We start from the raw sequence: 15,168 nt of genomic DNA, 5'->3' as shown, positions 1-15,168 counted from the left end.
GAAGCTGGGTTTTTCTTGCCGCCGAACCCGCAGGTTCAGGTGCCTTTTAATCTTATTTTTTAGCGCCTGGCACGCTGAAACGCTTGTTAAAGCGGTCAACACGGCCACCAGTTGCCACTTCACGCTGCTTACCGGTATAGAACGGGTGGCATTTACCACAAACGTCCAGGTTCAGTTCGTGAGTCAGTGTTGAACGGGTGTGAATCTCGTTGCCGCAGGTACATTTGATAGTAACTGCTTCGTATTTCGGGTGAATACCTTGTTTCATGGGAAACCTCAGATAAGGCCGTGTCGCTCTCCGTGCCAGGTCGTAACCCGCACAGCACCACACGCGGTTGAACAAAAAGGGTGGACTCCGGCAAGATCTTTCTCACCGAAGGCGCAACATTATACAGCTAACTTCTGATTGCTGCAAATCTCTGCTGAGATACCCGCCATCGGGGCCAGCGTGTACACTATCTTCCCCGATGATTGAGCCGGAAAGAGATTGCTATGCCCGTTGTTCAGGTTGCCCTGCCCGTCCCCTTGCCCCGCCTGTTTGACTATCTGCCTCCTGTGGGTGCGCAGCCAGTAATTGGCGGTCGTGTGAGCGTGCCCTTCGGCAATCGCAAAATGATCGGCATTGTCGTTGCGCTGCGTGACAACAGCGATCTGCCGGAAGCGCAACTGAAGCGCGTTGCGGAGGTGCTGGACAGCGAATCACTCTATCCGCCGTCGTTGTGGCGCATTCTCAACTGGGCGGCCAGCTACTACCATTCGCCGACTGGCGAAGTGCTGAGCCATGCGATACCGGTGCTGCTGCGTCAGGGTAAACCGGCGCAGGATAATCCATTATGGCAATGGGTGATCACCGAGCAGGGTCGCGCTACAGCACCCGAAAGCTTAAAACGCGCGCCGAAACAGCAGCAGGCGCTGGCCGCCTTACGTCAGCGGCCGCTCTATCGTCATCAGGTCAGCGAACACGATCTGACGGATGCGGCAATGCAGGCGCTGCGGGCTAAAGGTCTGTGCGATCTGCATGAACATCAGCCGCAGATGCATGACTGGCGCACCACCTTCGCGATCAAAGGCGAACGCCTGCGGCTGAATACCGATCAGGCGATGGCGGTCGGCGCAATCCGGGCAGAAGATGAACAGTATGCCGCGTGGCTGCTGGCGGGCATCACCGGCTCCGGCAAAACCGAGGTTTATCTCAGCGTGCTGGAGAATGTGCTGTCACGCGGCAAGCAGGCGCTGGTGCTGGTACCCGAAATTGGCCTAACCCCGCAAACCATTGCCCGTTTCCGTGAGCGCTTTGATGCGCCGATCGATGTGCTCCACTCTGCCTTAAATGACAGTGAACGGCTGGCGGTATGGCTGCGCGCGCGACGGGGCGAAACGGCTATCGTGATCGGCACCCGCTCGGCCCTGTTTACTCCACTGGCGCGTCCTGGGGTAATCATCATTGATGAAGAGCACGACAGCTCCTATAAACAGCAGGAAGGCTGGCGGTACCAGGCACGCGATCTGGCAGTATTCCGCGCGCATGAAGAGAACATCCCGATAGTGATGGGATCGGCGACACCGGCGCTGGAGACGCTGCACAACGTACGCAGCGGTAAATATCGTCAGCTCGACCTGACGAAACGCGCCGGCAATGCCCGACCGGCCCTGCAACAGTTGATCGATCTGAAAGGCGTGCAGCTGACTGGCGGCCTGGCACCGGCGCTGATCGGCAAAATGCGTCATCATTTGCAGGCCGACAATCAGGTCCTGCTATTTCTGAACCGCCGCGGCTTTTCACCGGCCCTGTTGTGTCACGATTGTGGCTGGATTGCCGAATGTTCGCGCTGTGACCGCTACTACACATTGCATCAGCATCACCGCCAGCTACGCTGCCACCATTGCGACAGCCAGCGACCGCTGCCTAATCAATGTCCGCAATGTGGCTCGACCCATTTGCTGCCGGTGGGCGTCGGCACCGAGCAGCTGGAACAGCAGCTCGGCACGCTGTTTCCCGGCATCCCGGTATCGCGCATCGATCGTGATACCACCAGCCGCAAAGGTGCGCTGGAGCAGCATCTGGCCGATGTTCATCGCGGCGGCGCCCGCATCCTGGTCGGTACCCAGATGCTGGCAAAAGGCCACCATTTCCCCGACGTCACACTGGTCTCGCTGCTGGATGTGGATGGTGCCCTGTTCTCCGCTGATTTCCGCGCGGCAGAACGGTTTGCCCAGCTCTACACGCAGGTTGCCGGTCGCGCCGGCCGGGCCGGTAAACAGGGCGAAGTGCTGCTGCAGACCCACCATCCGGAACACCCGTTGCTGCAGACCCTGCTGCATAAAGGTTATTTTGCCTTTGCCCAGCAGGCGCTGCTGGAGCGCCAGGCGGTGTTCCTGCCGCCATGGAGCCGCCACGCACTGTTCCGGGCGGAAGATATGGATAACCAACAGGCGGCGGAATTTCTGCAGCAGCTGCGAAATCTGCTGGAATCGAGCCCGCTGAATGACAGCGCGATGTGGTTTATGGGACCACTACCCGCCCTGCAGCCAAAACGCAGCGGCCGCTGGCGCTGGCAGTTGCTGGTGCAGCATCCTTCACGCCAGCGTCTGCAACAGTTACTGAGCAGCTCATTGCCGCTGGTTTCGACCCTGCCCGCCGCGCGCAAAGTAAAATGGACGCTGGATATCGATCCCACCGAGAGCTGATACGGCTGACACTGCGAGCCAGATCGAAAAAAGTCGCATAAGTCACAATTTTTATGCAAATTAAGTAACAACCAGCCGGGCAATCGTTAACAATGTTGCCCGGCTTGCTTTTAGGTCAGGCAAAACAGAATCGAACGCGCCATAACGCGTCAGGAGCATGTGTTGGAGCAGAATCAACAACCGCCCGCCGCCACCATGAAAGACGTAGCGGAAAAAGCGGGCGTCTCAACCGCCACCGTTTCGCGTGCGCTGATGAACCCGGAGAAAGTCTCTGCCGCCACCCGGCAGAAAGTTGAGCAGGCGGTTGCGGCGGTGGGATATGCGCCGCATGGGCTGACCCGCAACGCGCGCCGTAACGATACCCAGACCATTCTGGTGATTGTTCCCGACATCTGCGATCCCTTCTTCAGCGAAATCATTCGCGGCGTCGAAGTCACGGCGGCCGCAGAGGGCTATCTGGTCCTGATTGGCGACTGCGCGCACCAGAATCAGCAGGAAAGAACCTTTCTGAACCTGATGCTGACGCGGCAGATCGATGGCATGGTGCTGCTGGGTTCACAGCTCCCCTTTGATGCCAGCGTCGATGAACAGCGCAATTTGCCACCGATGGTGATGGCAAATGAGTTTGCGCCGGAAATGTCACTGCCCACCGTACACATCGATAACCTGACCGCCGCGTTTGAAGCGGTCAATCATCTGCTGCAGTTGGGACACCGGCAAATCGCCTGTATCGCCGGACCGGAAGAGATGCCGCTCTGTCAGTATCGCCTGCAGGGTTACGTCCAGGCGATGCGCCGCAGCGGCTTAACCGTCGATCCCACCTATATTGTACGGGGCGATTTTACCTTTGAAGCGGGCGTGGCGGCGATGAAACAACTGCTGTCGCTACCACAACCGCCACGCGCCCTGTTCTGCCACAGTGATATTATGGCGCTCGGGGCGATGAATCAGGCCAGACGCAGCGGACTGCGGATACCGGACGATCTGTCGGTCGTCGGGTTTGATGATATTGAGCTATCGCGTTACTGCGAGCCACCGCTGACCACCGTGACGCAGCCGCGTTATCAGATCGGCCGGGAAGCGATGTTGCTGCTGCTGGATGAGTTGCAGGGCAAACGCGTCAGCAGTGGATCGCGGCTGCTGGATGCCGGGCTGACCATTCGTGGCAGCACGGCGCCAGCAAAAAAGCGTGAAAAATAAGCGAAATCTGGCACTTTTTTCAGTAGATTCTTAAGGCGAACACTGCTGGTCAAAGTTCCGGCCCTTAAGTAACATGGCGGACTCCTTGCCGGGCGCGTAAAAACTATCGATTCGCCCATTTGGCACTATTTTTTGAAGGGTATCAGAACGAGAGTGGCACAAAAAGATTATGTAGGCCGCGGGCGTTCAACAGGGACGCGTCGCAAAAAAAGCCCCAGCCGTGGCAAGAAGAGTAAGGGCGGTTCGGGAACATCAAAATTGATGATTGTACTGGCGGTTGCGGTGTTGGTGACCTTTGCCGGTGGTTTATGGTTCCTGGCGCATCACAAGAAAGAGGACGTGCCGGTCATTACGGATCATAAAGCCAACGGTAATGGCTTACCGCCTAAGCCAGAAGAGCGCTGGAAGTACATCAAAGAGCTGGAAAATCGCCAGGTCACCGTGCCGACGCCTATCGAGCCCTCATCAGGCGGTGAAGTGAAGTCGCAGACGCAGCTGACCGACGAGCAGCGCCAGTTGCTGGAGCAGATGCAGGCCGACATGCGTCAGCAGCCAACGCAGCTGAACGAAGTGCCGTGGAACGAACAGACACCGGCTCAGCGTCAGCAAACGCTGCAACATCAGCAGCAGTTGCAGCAACAACAACAACGCCAGCAGTTGCAGGCGCAACAGCAGCAGCAACGTCAGCAACAATTGCAGCAGCAACAACAGCGTCAGCAGCAGCAGCAGCAGCAGCAGCAAAATGTACAGCGCCAGACGCAGCCTGCACCGATTACGCGTGAGCCGGTGTCACAACCGAAACCGCAGGAAACGGCGAAGGCCAAGCCCGCCGAGAAAGCCTCTTCTCAGCGCTGGATGGTGCAGTGTGGCTCCTTCAAAGGCACTGACCAGGCGGAATCGGTACGTGCTGGCTTAGCCTTCGAAGGTTTTGAAAGCCGGATTACTACCGGCGGCGGCTGGAATCGTGTGGTTATCGGGCCTTATAAAGACCGCGCCACCGCCGATAGCACCCTGAAACGCCTGCGCAGTTCCGGTCACTCCAGCTGTATTCCGCTCGCCGTCGGGGGTTGAAACCCGACAAACCCGCCCCATATCTGTTTGCATGATCCTCCGCGCCTGGTGCGCGGAGCCTTTTTCCGAATGCAACAAGGGGTCTGCCCGTGACAACAATAGTAAGTGTACGACGCAACGGCCAGGTAGTGATTGGCGGTGATGGCCAGGCTACGCTCGGCAATACCGTGATGAAAGGCAACGTTAAAAAAGTGCGTCGTTTATACAACGATAAAGTGATCGCCGGGTTCGCTGGCGGCACTGCAGATGCCTTCACCCTGTTTGAACTCTTCGAACGTAAACTGGAAATGCATCAGGGCCACCTGGTGAAAGCCGCGGTTGAGCTGGCCAAAGACTGGCGTACTGACCGCATGCTGCGCCGCCTTGAAGCATTACTGGCGGTCGCCGATGAGTCAGCGTCGCTGATCATCAGCGGCAACGGTGATGTCATCCAGCCTGAAAATGATCTGATCGCCATCGGTTCCGGTGGTCCTTTCGCCCAGGCAGCCGCCCGTGCGCTGCTGGAAAATACTGAGATGGGTGCACGCGACATCGTCGAAAAATCGCTGAACATCGCGGGTGATATCTGCATCTACACTAACCATAACGTTAATTTCGAAGAATTACCGTCCAAGGCGTAAGGATTAAAACATGTCTGAGATGACTCCGCGCGAAATCGTCAGCGAGCTGAACCGTTTTATCATCGGCCAGGACAGCGCTAAGCGCGCCGTGGCCATTGCGCTGCGTAACCGCTGGCGCCGCATGCAGCTTGACGAAGAACTGCGTCATGAAGTAACACCGAAAAACATTCTGATGATCGGCCCGACCGGTGTCGGTAAAACCGAGATCGCCCGTCGACTGGCTAAACTGGCGAACGCGCCGTTTATTAAAGTCGAAGCGACCAAATTCACCGAAGTAGGTTATGTCGGTAAAGAAGTGGACTCGATCATCCGCGACCTGACTGACTCCGCCATCAAAATGGTCCGCAGTCAGGCGATTGAAAAGAACAAATACCGCGCCGAAGAGATGGCGGAAGAGCGCATCCTTGATGTGCTGATCCCACCGGCGAAAAATAACTGGGGCCAGCCAGAGCAGGCACCTGAGCCGTCAGCCGCCCGCCAGTCTTTCCGTAAAAAACTGCGCGAAGGTCAGCTGGATGACAAAGAGATTGAGATCGACCTGGCCGCCAGCGGTCCGGGCGTTGAGATCATGGCACCTCCGGGCATGGAAGAGATGACCAGCCAGCTGCAGTCGATGTTCCAGAACCTCGGCGGCCAGAAACAGAAGCCACGCAAGCTGAAGATTAAAGAAGCAATGAAGCTGCTGGTAGAAGAAGAAGCGGCCAAACTGGTCAATCCGGAAGAGCTGAAGCAGGAAGCCATTGAGGCGGTCGAGCAGCACGGTATCGTGTTTATCGATGAGATCGACAAAATCTGTAAGCGCGGCGGCCAGAATGCCGGCGGCCCGGATGTATCACGTGAAGGAGTTCAGCGCGACCTGCTGCCGCTGGTTGAAGGCTGTACTGTTTCAACCAAGCACGGCATGGTGAAAACTGACCACATTCTGTTTATCGCCTCCGGCGCTTTCCAGGTGGCCAGTCCGTCAGATCTGATTCCGGAACTGCAGGGTCGTCTGCCGATTCGCGTTGAACTGCAGGCGCTGACCGTGAACGATTTCGAGCGCATTCTGACTGAACCGAACGCGTCGGTAACCGTGCAGTATAAAGCGTTGATGAACACTGAAGGCGTTAACATCGACTTCACCGCCGACGGTATTCGTCGTATCGCTGAAGCGGCCTGGCAGGTGAACGAGACCACCGAAAACATCGGTGCGCGTCGTCTGCATACCGTGCTGGAACGTCTGATGGAAGATATCTCTTATGACGCCAGCGATCGTCACGGCGAATCCGTCACCATTGATGCTGACTATGTCGGTAAACATCTGGATGAACTGGTGGCCGACGAAGACCTGAGCCGCTTTATCCTCTAATCGGCGCGATCAGCACTTTTCTGAAGCCCAGCCATCCGGTTGGGCTTTTTTATGCATGCTCTTGATGCAACGCTGCTTTTTTCCACTGATGATTTTGCCAACAATCAGCATAAAGCGATATACTTACCGCTCCTGTGGCAAACAGACGAAACCCTTATGAAATACGATACATCTGAACTCTGCGATATCTACCATGAAGAAGTGAATGTTGTTGAACCGCTTTTTTCAAACTTTGGTGGGCGCACTTCATTCGGTGGTCAGATTACCACAGTGAAATGCTTTGAAGACAACGGCTTACTTTACGACCTGCTGGAAGAAAATGGCCGGGGTCGGGTGCTGGTGATTGACGGCGGCGGCTCGGTGCGTCGGGCGCTGGTCGATGCCCAGCTGGCGCGCCTGGCGGCCACTAACGAGTGGGAAGGCCTGGTGATTTACGGTTCAGTTCGTCAGGTTGATGAACTGGAAGAGCTGGAGATTGGCATTCAGGCGATCGCGGCGATCCCGGCTGGCGCAGCCGGTGAAGGGATTGGTGAAAGCGATGTGCGCGTCAATTTTGGCGGCGTCACCTTCTTTTCCGGCGACCATCTCTATGCCGATAACACCGGTATCATTCTGTCAGAAGACGCGCTGGACCTCGAATAACGCCAGCCATGAAAAACGGGTGCCTGAGCACCCGTTTTCACGTCAGCTGAGGCTTCAAACCTCTTCCATTTTTCCCAGCAATGCGCGCAGACGTTCCTGCCATACGTGTTGCTCTTCTTTCAGGTGCTGATTTTCACGCATCAGCGCATCGTGGTTGCCCGCGACTTGTTGCGCATCGTTACGCAGTGCGTTGTTCTGCTCTTTCAGCTCTTCGATTTCCATCTGCAACAGGGTGATGGTATCAATCGCCTGCTGTACTTTCGCTTCCAGTTTCTCAAACACTTCAAATGACATCTTTCTGACCTCTCCTAAATTCCTGCAAGGCGTTGATGATGCCAGCGTAAGCCAGCAACGTTGTCCCGATTGTATGTAGCCTCACCCCGCAAGTCCAGCAACGCGGGCGCGCCGGGCGCAGTCTGTAACACTTTTCAGCCAATCCCTAAGATTCCGCTGCGCTTATCGCGGCTGCACTTTTGCCGCCTGCACCGGCCGCGGCAGTAAGTGCCGAATGATGATTTAAGAAAGCCAGAATACGCGAAAACGCGCATTTTTATGACGCAGTACACAAAAAACGATTTCGCTATTTCTCGTTTATGTTCGTTAACGATAAATTTACATCAGCCCTACAATAAAGCTGGGTGACTCATGGACTGAGAACAAAAACTGATAAAATTTAACCTCGCTTCAGGAACAATTATTATGAGTCAGACAACTAACACGCTCAAAGGTCAGTGTATTGCCGAATTTCTGGGGACCGGCTTGATCATTTTCTTTGGTGCAGGCTGTGTAGCTGCGCTGAAACTCGCCGGCGCCGCCTTCGGTCAGTGGGAAATTTGTATTATCTGGGGCCTGGGTGTTTCCATGGCCGCCTACCTTACTGCCGGTATTTCAGGTGCGCATCTGAATCCGGCTATTACCGTTGCGCTTTGCCTGTTCGCCAATTTTGAAGGGCGTAAAGTCGTTCCCTACATCGTGGCGCAGGTTGCCGGCGCTTTCTGTGCTGCCGCGCTGGTGTACGGTCTCTACTACAGCCTGTTTATCGACTACGAGCAGAGCCATCAGATGGTGCGCGGCACGGTTGAAAGTCTCGACCTGGCGGGCATCTTCTCTACCTACCCTAACCCGCACATCGGTGTTGGTCAGGCTTTCCTGGTTGAGATGGTGATCACTGCAGTATTAATGGCGGTCATTATGGGCCTGACGGATGACGGCAACGGCATTCCACGGGGTCCGCTGGCACCCCTGTTGATCGGCCTGCTGGTAGCGATTATCGGCGGCGCGATGGGTCCCCTGACCGGCTTCGCCCTGAACCCGGCACGTGATTTCGGACCGAAGATCTTCGCATGGCTGGCAGGCTGGGGTAACGTTGCCTTTACCGGCGGTCGTGACATCCCTTACTTCCTCGTGCCGATTTTTGGCCCGCTGGTTGGTGCTTGCCTGGGTGCAGTCGCTTATCGCGTACTGATTGCCCGTTACCTGCCAGGCACAGCTCAGGAACCGGCCAGCGTTCCAGCAGAAAAACCGGTTGCGCGCGCTCAGCAGCGTAAAGCGTAAGTTTCACCTTTTATCATCAGGACAGAATTTATGACTACCACCGATAAAAAATATATTGTCGCGCTCGATCAGGGCACAACCAGTTCACGTGCGGTGATCCTCGATCACGACGCCAACATTGTAGCGGTATCGCAGCGTGAATTTACCCAAATCTACCCGAAAGCGGGCTGGGTTGAGCATGACCCGATGGATATCTGGGCGTCACAAAGCTCGACGCTGGTTGAAGTGCTGGCGCACGCCGACATTCGCTCTGATGAGATCGCAGCCATTGGTATCACCAACCAGCGTGAAACCGCCATCGTCTGGGACAAAGAGACCGGCAAGCCAATCTATAACGCCATCGTCTGGCAGGATCCACGTACCGCTGATTATTGCCACAAGCTGAAGAAAGAGGGGCTGGAAGAGTATATCCAGCACACCACCGGCCTGGTGATTAACCCGTACTTCTCCGGCACCAAAGTGAAGTGGATCCTCGACCATGTGGAAGGCGCGCGTGAGCGTGCAAAACGTGGTGAGCTGCTGTTCGGTACCGTTGATACCTGGCTGGTATGGAAAATGACGCAGGGTCGGGTGCATATCACCGATTACACCAACGCCTCACGTACCATGATGTTCAATATCCACAAGCTGGAGTGGGATCAGCGCATGCTGGATATCCTGGATATCCCGCGTGAAATGCTGCCGGAAGTGAAATCATCGTCAGAAGTTTACGGCCAGACCAACATCGGGGGTAAAGGCGGTACGCGTATTCCTATCGCCGGGATTGCCGGTGACCAGCAGGCCGCGCTGTATGGCCAGCTGTGCGTTCAGCCTGGCATGGCGAAAAACACCTACGGTACCGGCTGCTTTATGCTGATGAACACCGGCACCGAAGCGGTCACCTCCACGCACGGCCTGCTGACCACCATCGCCTGCGGTCCACGCGGTGAAGTGAACTATGCGCTGGAAGGCGCAGTGTTTATCGGTGGTGCCTCCATTCAGTGGCTGCGTGATGAGATGAAGCTGATCAGCGATGCGGCTGACTCTGAATACTTCGCCATGAAGGTGAAAGATACCAACGGCGTTTACATGGTCCCGGCCTTTACCGGCCTGGGTGCGCCTTACTGGGACCCGTATGCCCGCGGCGCCATCTTCGGCCTGACGCGTGGCGCCAATGCCAACCACATCATCCGTGCGACGCTGGAGTCTATCGCCTATCAGACCCGCGATGTGCTGGAAGCGATGCAGAACGATGCCAACACCCGTCTGCAGGCGCTGCGTGTGGATGGCGGTGCGGTTGCCAACAACTTCCTGATGCAGTTCCAGTCTGACATTCTCGGCACCCGCGTTGAGCGCCCGGAAGTGCGTGAAGTCACGGCGCTGGGCTCTGCCTACCTGGCAGGTCTGGCAGTCGGCTTCTGGCAGGATCTGGATGAAGTCCGCTCTAAAGCGGTGATTGAACGTGAGTTCCGTCCAAGCCTGGAAACCACCGAGCGTAACTTCCGTTATGCCGGCTGGAAGAAAGCCGTCGCCCGTGCTCAGGCATGGGAAGATCAAGAGTAAGATCAACGCCCGCGACCGTTGCTGTCGCGGGCCTTTTCCCCGCCGCTCTCCCCCGCTGTGTTACACTGCCTGCCTGTTTTTTGTCAGGTAGATGCCATGAAACGAGAACTTGCGATTGAATTTTCCCGCGTAACCGAGGCTGCCGCGCTGGCAGGCTATCACTGGTTAGGACGCGGCGACAAAAATGCGGCCGACGGTGCCGCTGTCCATGCTATGCGCCACGTACTGAACTCGATTGAAATCGACGGTCAGATTGTGATCGGTGAAGGCGAAATCGATGAAGCGCCGATGCTCTACATCGGTGAGAAAGTCGGTACCGGGCGCGGCGATGCGGTCGATATCGCGGTCGATCCGATCGAGGGCACCCGGATGACCGCCCTCGGCCAGGCAAACGCTTTGGCGGTAATGGCCGTCGGCGACAAGGGCAGCTTTCTTCATGCACCCGATATGTACATGGAAAAGCTGATTGTGGGTCCGGCTGCGCGTGGGCAGATCAATCTCGACCTGCCGCTGGAAACTAACCTGCGAAATATTGCCGCGGCGATGAATAAACCGCTGGCACAGTTAACCGTGTCGATTCTGGCGAAGCCGCGCCATGACGCGGTCATCAGCGAGCTGCAACAGCTTGGCGTGCGGGTATTTACCTTCCCGGATGGCGACGTCGCGGCCTCAATCCTGACCTGCATGCCGGACAGCGAAGTGGATGTGATGTATGGCATCGGCGGCGCACCGGAAGGCGTGGTTTCAGCGGCGGTGATCCGCGCGCTGGACGGCGATATGCAGGGCCGGTTACTGCCGCGTCATCAGGTTAAAGGTGACAGTGAAGAGAACCGGCGGCTGGGCGAACAGGAGCTACAGCGCTGTGCTGAGATGGGTATTGAAGCGGGTAAAGTGCTGCCGCTGGATGAGATGGCGCGCAACGACAATGTGGTGTTTGCCGCCACCGGCATTACCAGCGGCGACCTGCTGAAGGGCATCACGCGTCAGGGCAATATCGCCACCAGTGAAACCCTGCTGATTCGCGGTAAGTCACGCACCATTCGCCGCATCCAGTCGATTCACTACCTCGACCGTAAAGATCCGGCGCTCCATCCGTTTATCCTGTAACCGGCTGGTTGCCGCGCTCCGGCTGACGTGAGAGCGGCAACCAACACAGCAGCATCACCAGCGCAGTAAAGAACATCAGCATTCCGAGGCTGAACTGATCGTGCTGCGGCATCAGCGCCGACAGCCACGCCACCAGACCGGATCCGAGATTCTGCATCCCGCCAATCAGTGCGCCCGCGCTGCCAGCCAGCCAGGCGTAAGGTTCCATTGCGCCCGAGGTTGCCAGCGGGAACAGCATGCCGGCACCAAAGAAAAACAGCGCCGCCGGCACCAGCAGCGTCCAGATATTCATCACGCCAAACCAGGCCGGCACCCACATCAGCACTCCAGCCAGCAGGCAGCTATTAACGCCCCACCACATCAGGCTGTGCCAGGAGCCCTGCTCGCGTCCGGCGAACCAGGCACCAAAAAAGGCCGCCGGAATCGGCAGGATAAACAGAATGCTGACGGTCAGGCTGTTCAGGCCGAGCACGCCGCCCAGCAGTACGCCACAGCTCGACTCAAACACCGCAATCCCCGCCAGCGCGCCAATCAGCAGTACAATATAGCGAACGAAATTGGCGTCACTCAGCAAACGGACATAGCGCTTAAAGAACGGCGTGACTTCTGCACTGTAGGGACGGGTTTCCGGCAGCCAGCGCGCCATAGAGGCGGTGACGGCCAGGCAGAGCAGCAGCAGGAAGGCGAAACAGGCATGCCAGCCAAACAGCTGTGTCAGCAGAGCGCCAATCACCGGTGCCAGCAGCGGGCTGACCAGAATCCCCATATTAAGCAGGCTGTTGGCCCGGCGTAGCGCGTGTCCCTCGTAGAGATCGCGCGGCATGGTACGGGCCATTACGCCCGCTACGCCGGTTCCCAGTCCCTGCACCGCGCTGCCAAGCACCAGCATATTAAGCGACGTGGCCATCAATGCGGTGATCGCGCCGATCATAAAGATCATCATCCCCGCCAAGATCACCGGCCGGCGTCCGACACTGTCCGACAGGGGACCGTAGATCAGCTGCGATCCACCGTAGGTCATCAGATAGGCTGCCATCACCCGTTGCAGCGCACCATCGCGTACGTTTAGCGCGTCAGCCATGGCGGCCATCGCCGGTACATAGATGGTCTGCGCCATCTGCCCGACTGCCACCAGCACAATCAGCATCACCAGCAAGCGGCGATTTTCCAGTTTATTCATCATGATTGAGTAACATATCTGTCTGAGAAAAGAGGTTAAAACAGCCGTTAACCGGCTGAGTGTTTCGTTATGGCGTGAAAAATATCAGGATTAAATGACAAAGCGAGAGGCAGCGAAAAAGGGTCGGACTTGCGCCCGTCAAGTTTATGCACCAGCTTGTAAAGGTAACGCAACAGTTTGTCGATTAGAGCCTTTGTCCGGACGCAGGGTAGCAATCTCGCGGCACAGTCGCGAAAATAGCCATCTGCCTGAATAATCAACAACCAGGGAGTGATTATGGCCGAGTGGGTCAATGCTCAAGTGAAGGAAGTTAAAAACTGGACGGATGCGCTGTTCAGCCTTCGGGTTCAGGCGCCAGTCGATCCGTTTATCGCCGGCCAGTTTGCCAAGCTGGCGTTAGAAATTGATGGCGAACGTGTCCAGCGTGCTTACTCCTACGTCAATGCGCCTAAAGATGACCTGCTGGAGTTCTATCTGGTCACCGTACCGGACGGCAAGCTCAGCCCGCATTTACACGCGCTGCGTCCTGGCGATCAGGTAATGGTGACCAAAGAGGCGGCCGGTTTCTTTGTGCTGGATGAGGTACCGGACTGCCGGACCTTGTGGATGCTGGCGACCGGCACCGCCATCGGTCCTTATCTTTCTATGCTCCAGCAGGGCGAAGGTCTGGACCGGTTTGAAAATATCGTGCTGGTTCATGCGGCGCGTTACGCTGCTGACCTGAGTTTTTTGCCGCTGATGCAGCAGTTACAGCAGGTTTATCACGGCAAGCTGCATATCCAGACGGTAGTCAGCCGCGAACAGATCGCCGGTTCACTCACCGGCCGGGTGCCTGCGCTGATTGAAAATGGCGAACTGGAACGCGCAGTGGGATTACCGCTCGATGCCGACAGCAGCCACGTAATGCTGTGCGGCAACCCGCAGATGGTGCGTGATACCCAGCAATTGCTTAAGGAGACGCGCGAGATGCGCAAACACCTGAAGCGCAAACCGGGCCACATCACCAGCGAACATTACTGGTGAGCCGCCTGCCAGTAACGCACAGGCTGCGCCGCGGCACCAAACCGGTTATCGCCGGGGGTGCCGCGAAACACGCCGAGATCGAGTAGCAGTCCAGCCAGTATCACAAATGGAATGGCCCGTCCCACCAGCCACGGCAGGATGCCGTCTAACATGCTCCAGTTTCCCGCCACCAACAGCCAGGCTGCAATCAGTAAAAATCCCCAGTAGCCGCGACGATTACGATCGTGCAGACGCTTTACCAGCACCGCGCTGGCGGGCCACAGCAGGCATACCACGCCGAATGCGGCCATTTGCGTATCCAGCCACTCATTCGCCGCTAAAACGAATAATAAGGTGGTCGTCAACAGCCAGACCGCCTGCCAGATCCAGAAGTCACGTCGCCCCAGCCGGCCACGATAAGAAAAACACCATTGTTGTAACGTCATGCATTATTGTCCCAGCAGAAATTAAAGCCGCCGCGCTTTTGACCTCGCGGATAAAAACCGTTCTAATTTGGGCCTGAGTTTACTGGTTAGGGTCGACAAAATGAAGAATTTGCCTGGCGCACTGCTGTTATCGCTTGCGCTGACGGTTCCGGCATTTGCCGCCGATCCGCAACCGCAGGATCGGGCCGACGCGCTGCCCGCTGCGCCTTATCTGCTGGCGGGTGCGCCCACCTTTGATATGACGATCGGCCAGTTTCGCGAAAAGTACAATCTGGCTAACCCGGCATTGCCGCTGCTGGAGTATCGCGCCATCGATAATCGCGGTGACAAAAGCAACCTGACGCGCGCCGCCAGCAAGATTAACGAAACCCTGTATGCCTCGACGGCGCTGGAGCCGGGAACCGGCAAAATCAAAACGCTGCAGATTACCTGGCTGCCGCTGCCCGGTCCGGATCAGAGTGCGTCACAGGAGAAAGCGCTGGCCTATATGACCGCTTCGCTGCGCTTCTTCGTCCCGGGTTTAAGCGCTGAAGAGGGGCGTAAAAAGCTGGATGGATTGCTGAAAGAAGGTAAGGGATCGCCCTACTATGCTCACGTCGAAGGCGCGTTGCGTTTTGTGGTGGCTGACAATGGCGACAAGGGATTAACCTTTGCGATTGAACCGGTCAAACTGGCGCTCGCGACCCCCTGATGATGTGGGCAAAAATGACGAAAAGCAAAGCCATCGCCACATTTGATCTCTATACTGTCTGGCAGACAACGCTGCCA

General features: G+C 56.9%; 15 protein-coding genes. 11 read left to right on the top strand and 4 right to left on the bottom strand.

Going from position 1 to position 15,168, the window contains the following annotated elements; all coding sequences use genetic code 11:
• Positions 1 to 52: 52 nt before the first annotated feature.
• Complete coding sequence (rpmE, locus tag AABB92_RS21725) at positions 53 to 268, bottom strand: 50S ribosomal protein L31 (protein WP_003851227.1); 216 nt, start codon at positions 266 to 268, stop codon at positions 53 to 55.
• 224 nt (positions 269 to 492) lie between these two features.
• On the opposite strand from rpmE, the gene priA reads away from it, so the two are divergent.
• The 6 genes from priA (at position 493) to rraA (ending at position 7,569) form a co-directional block, all read left to right on the top strand.
• Positions 493 to 2,688, top strand: coding sequence for a primosomal protein N' (gene priA / locus AABB92_RS21720; RefSeq protein WP_031377648.1), 2,196 nt, complete (start codon positions 493 to 495; stop codon positions 2,686 to 2,688).
• Between the two features lie 162 nt (positions 2,689 to 2,850).
• Complete coding sequence (gene cytR / locus AABB92_RS21715) at positions 2,851 to 3,888, top strand: DNA-binding transcriptional regulator CytR (RefSeq protein WP_031377649.1); 1,038 nt, start codon at positions 2,851 to 2,853, stop codon at positions 3,886 to 3,888.
• Between the two features lie 153 nt (positions 3,889 to 4,041).
• Positions 4,042 to 4,959: a cell division protein FtsN gene (ftsN, locus tag AABB92_RS21710; RefSeq protein WP_046289524.1), complete on the top strand. Its 918-nt coding sequence runs from the start codon at positions 4,042 to 4,044 to the stop codon at positions 4,957 to 4,959.
• Between the two features lie 89 nt (positions 4,960 to 5,048).
• Entirely contained in the window at positions 5,049 to 5,579 is a 531-nt protein-coding gene (hslV, locus tag AABB92_RS21705; RefSeq protein WP_031377651.1) for an ATP-dependent protease subunit HslV, read from the top strand.
• A gap of 10 nt (positions 5,580 to 5,589) precedes the next feature.
• The gene (hslU, locus tag AABB92_RS21700; RefSeq protein WP_031377652.1) at positions 5,590 to 6,927 is read left to right on the top strand and encodes an ATP-dependent protease ATPase subunit HslU; all 1,338 of its coding nucleotides are present in this window, start codon (positions 5,590 to 5,592) and stop codon (positions 6,925 to 6,927) included.
• Between the two features lie 156 nt (positions 6,928 to 7,083).
• Positions 7,084 to 7,569: a ribonuclease E activity regulator RraA gene (rraA, locus tag AABB92_RS21695; RefSeq protein WP_009088032.1), complete on the top strand. Its 486-nt coding sequence runs from the start codon at positions 7,084 to 7,086 to the stop codon at positions 7,567 to 7,569.
• Between the two features lie 54 nt (positions 7,570 to 7,623).
• Here the strand turns inward: rraA and zapB are convergent, their stop codons facing one another.
• Positions 7,624 to 7,863, bottom strand: a complete 240-nt coding sequence (gene zapB / locus AABB92_RS21690; RefSeq protein ID WP_031375614.1) for a cell division protein ZapB — start codon at positions 7,861 to 7,863, stop codon at positions 7,624 to 7,626.
• 405 nt (positions 7,864 to 8,268) lie between these two features.
• On the opposite strand from zapB, the gene AABB92_RS21685 reads away from it, so the two are divergent.
• From AABB92_RS21685 to glpX, 3 genes are all read left to right on the top strand, one after another.
• Positions 8,269 to 9,123: an MIP/aquaporin family protein gene (locus tag AABB92_RS21685; protein ID WP_031375613.1), complete on the top strand. Its 855-nt coding sequence runs from the start codon at positions 8,269 to 8,271 to the stop codon at positions 9,121 to 9,123.
• A 30-nt stretch (positions 9,124 to 9,153) separates the two neighbouring features.
• Positions 9,154 to 10,665: a glycerol kinase GlpK gene (glpK, locus tag AABB92_RS21680; RefSeq protein WP_046289522.1), complete on the top strand. Its 1,512-nt coding sequence runs from the start codon at positions 9,154 to 9,156 to the stop codon at positions 10,663 to 10,665.
• A gap of 96 nt (positions 10,666 to 10,761) precedes the next feature.
• Complete coding sequence (gene glpX / locus AABB92_RS21675; protein WP_031375612.1) at positions 10,762 to 11,772, top strand: class II fructose-bisphosphatase; 1,011 nt, start codon at positions 10,762 to 10,764, stop codon at positions 11,770 to 11,772.
• Here glpX and emrD read toward each other — a convergent pair.
• A complete protein-coding gene (gene emrD, locus AABB92_RS21670; protein WP_031375611.1) occupies positions 11,762 to 12,955 on the bottom strand; it encodes a multidrug efflux MFS transporter EmrD in 1,194 nt (397 codons plus the stop codon). The genes glpX and emrD overlap by 11 nt on opposite strands.
• Before the next feature lie 273 nt (positions 12,956 to 13,228).
• Between emrD and fpr the strand changes: the two genes are divergently transcribed.
• Complete coding sequence (gene fpr / locus AABB92_RS21665) at positions 13,229 to 13,975, top strand: ferredoxin--NADP(+) reductase (protein WP_031375610.1); 747 nt, start codon at positions 13,229 to 13,231, stop codon at positions 13,973 to 13,975.
• On the opposite strand, the gene AABB92_RS21660 is transcribed toward fpr, so the two are convergent.
• The gene (locus AABB92_RS21660) at positions 13,966 to 14,400 is read right to left on the bottom strand and encodes a DUF805 domain-containing protein (protein ID WP_031375609.1); all 435 of its coding nucleotides are present in this window, start codon (positions 14,398 to 14,400) and stop codon (positions 13,966 to 13,968) included. The two genes, fpr and AABB92_RS21660, sit on opposite strands and share 10 nt — an antisense overlap.
• 100 nt (positions 14,401 to 14,500) lie before the next feature.
• Here AABB92_RS21660 and AABB92_RS21655 point away from each other — a divergent pair, with 100 nt between their 5' ends.
• A complete protein-coding gene (locus AABB92_RS21655) occupies positions 14,501 to 15,091 on the top strand; it encodes a DUF1454 family protein (protein ID WP_031375608.1) in 591 nt (196 codons plus the stop codon).
• Positions 15,092 to 15,168 lie beyond the last annotated feature (77 nt).

This window comes from Pantoea brenneri, assembly GCF_038594305.1.
Lineage (GTDB): Bacteria > Pseudomonadota > Gammaproteobacteria > Enterobacterales > Enterobacteriaceae > Pantoea > Pantoea brenneri.
The sequence above is the reverse complement of the archived record's forward strand: the minus strand, read 5'-3'. Positions and strand labels throughout refer to the sequence as shown.

Coding starts and splice junctions, on each gene's coding strand:
- rpmE (WP_003851227.1), bottom strand. CDS start 268: ATGAAACAAGGTATTCACCCGAAATACGAAGCAGTTACTATCAAATGT.
- priA (WP_031377648.1), top strand. CDS start 493: ATGCCCGTTGTTCAGGTTGCCCTGCCCGTCCCCTTGCCCCGCCTGTTT.
- hslU (WP_031377652.1), top strand. CDS start 5,590: ATGTCTGAGATGACTCCGCGCGAAATCGTCAGCGAGCTGAACCGTTTT.
- rraA (WP_009088032.1), top strand. CDS start 7,084: ATGAAATACGATACATCTGAACTCTGCGATATCTACCATGAAGAAGTG.
- zapB (WP_031375614.1), bottom strand. CDS start 7,863: ATGTCATTTGAAGTGTTTGAGAAACTGGAAGCGAAAGTACAGCAGGCG.
- AABB92_RS21685 (WP_031375613.1), top strand. CDS start 8,269: ATGAGTCAGACAACTAACACGCTCAAAGGTCAGTGTATTGCCGAATTT.
- glpK (WP_046289522.1), top strand. CDS start 9,154: ATGACTACCACCGATAAAAAATATATTGTCGCGCTCGATCAGGGCACA.
- glpX (WP_031375612.1), top strand. CDS start 10,762: ATGAAACGAGAACTTGCGATTGAATTTTCCCGCGTAACCGAGGCTGCC.
- emrD (WP_031375611.1), bottom strand. CDS start 12,955: ATGATGAATAAACTGGAAAATCGCCGCTTGCTGGTGATGCTGATTGTG.
- fpr (WP_031375610.1), top strand. CDS start 13,229: ATGGCCGAGTGGGTCAATGCTCAAGTGAAGGAAGTTAAAAACTGGACG.
- AABB92_RS21660 (WP_031375609.1), bottom strand. CDS start 14,400: ATGACGTTACAACAATGGTGTTTTTCTTATCGTGGCCGGCTGGGGCGA.
- AABB92_RS21655 (WP_031375608.1), top strand. CDS start 14,501: ATGAAGAATTTGCCTGGCGCACTGCTGTTATCGCTTGCGCTGACGGTT.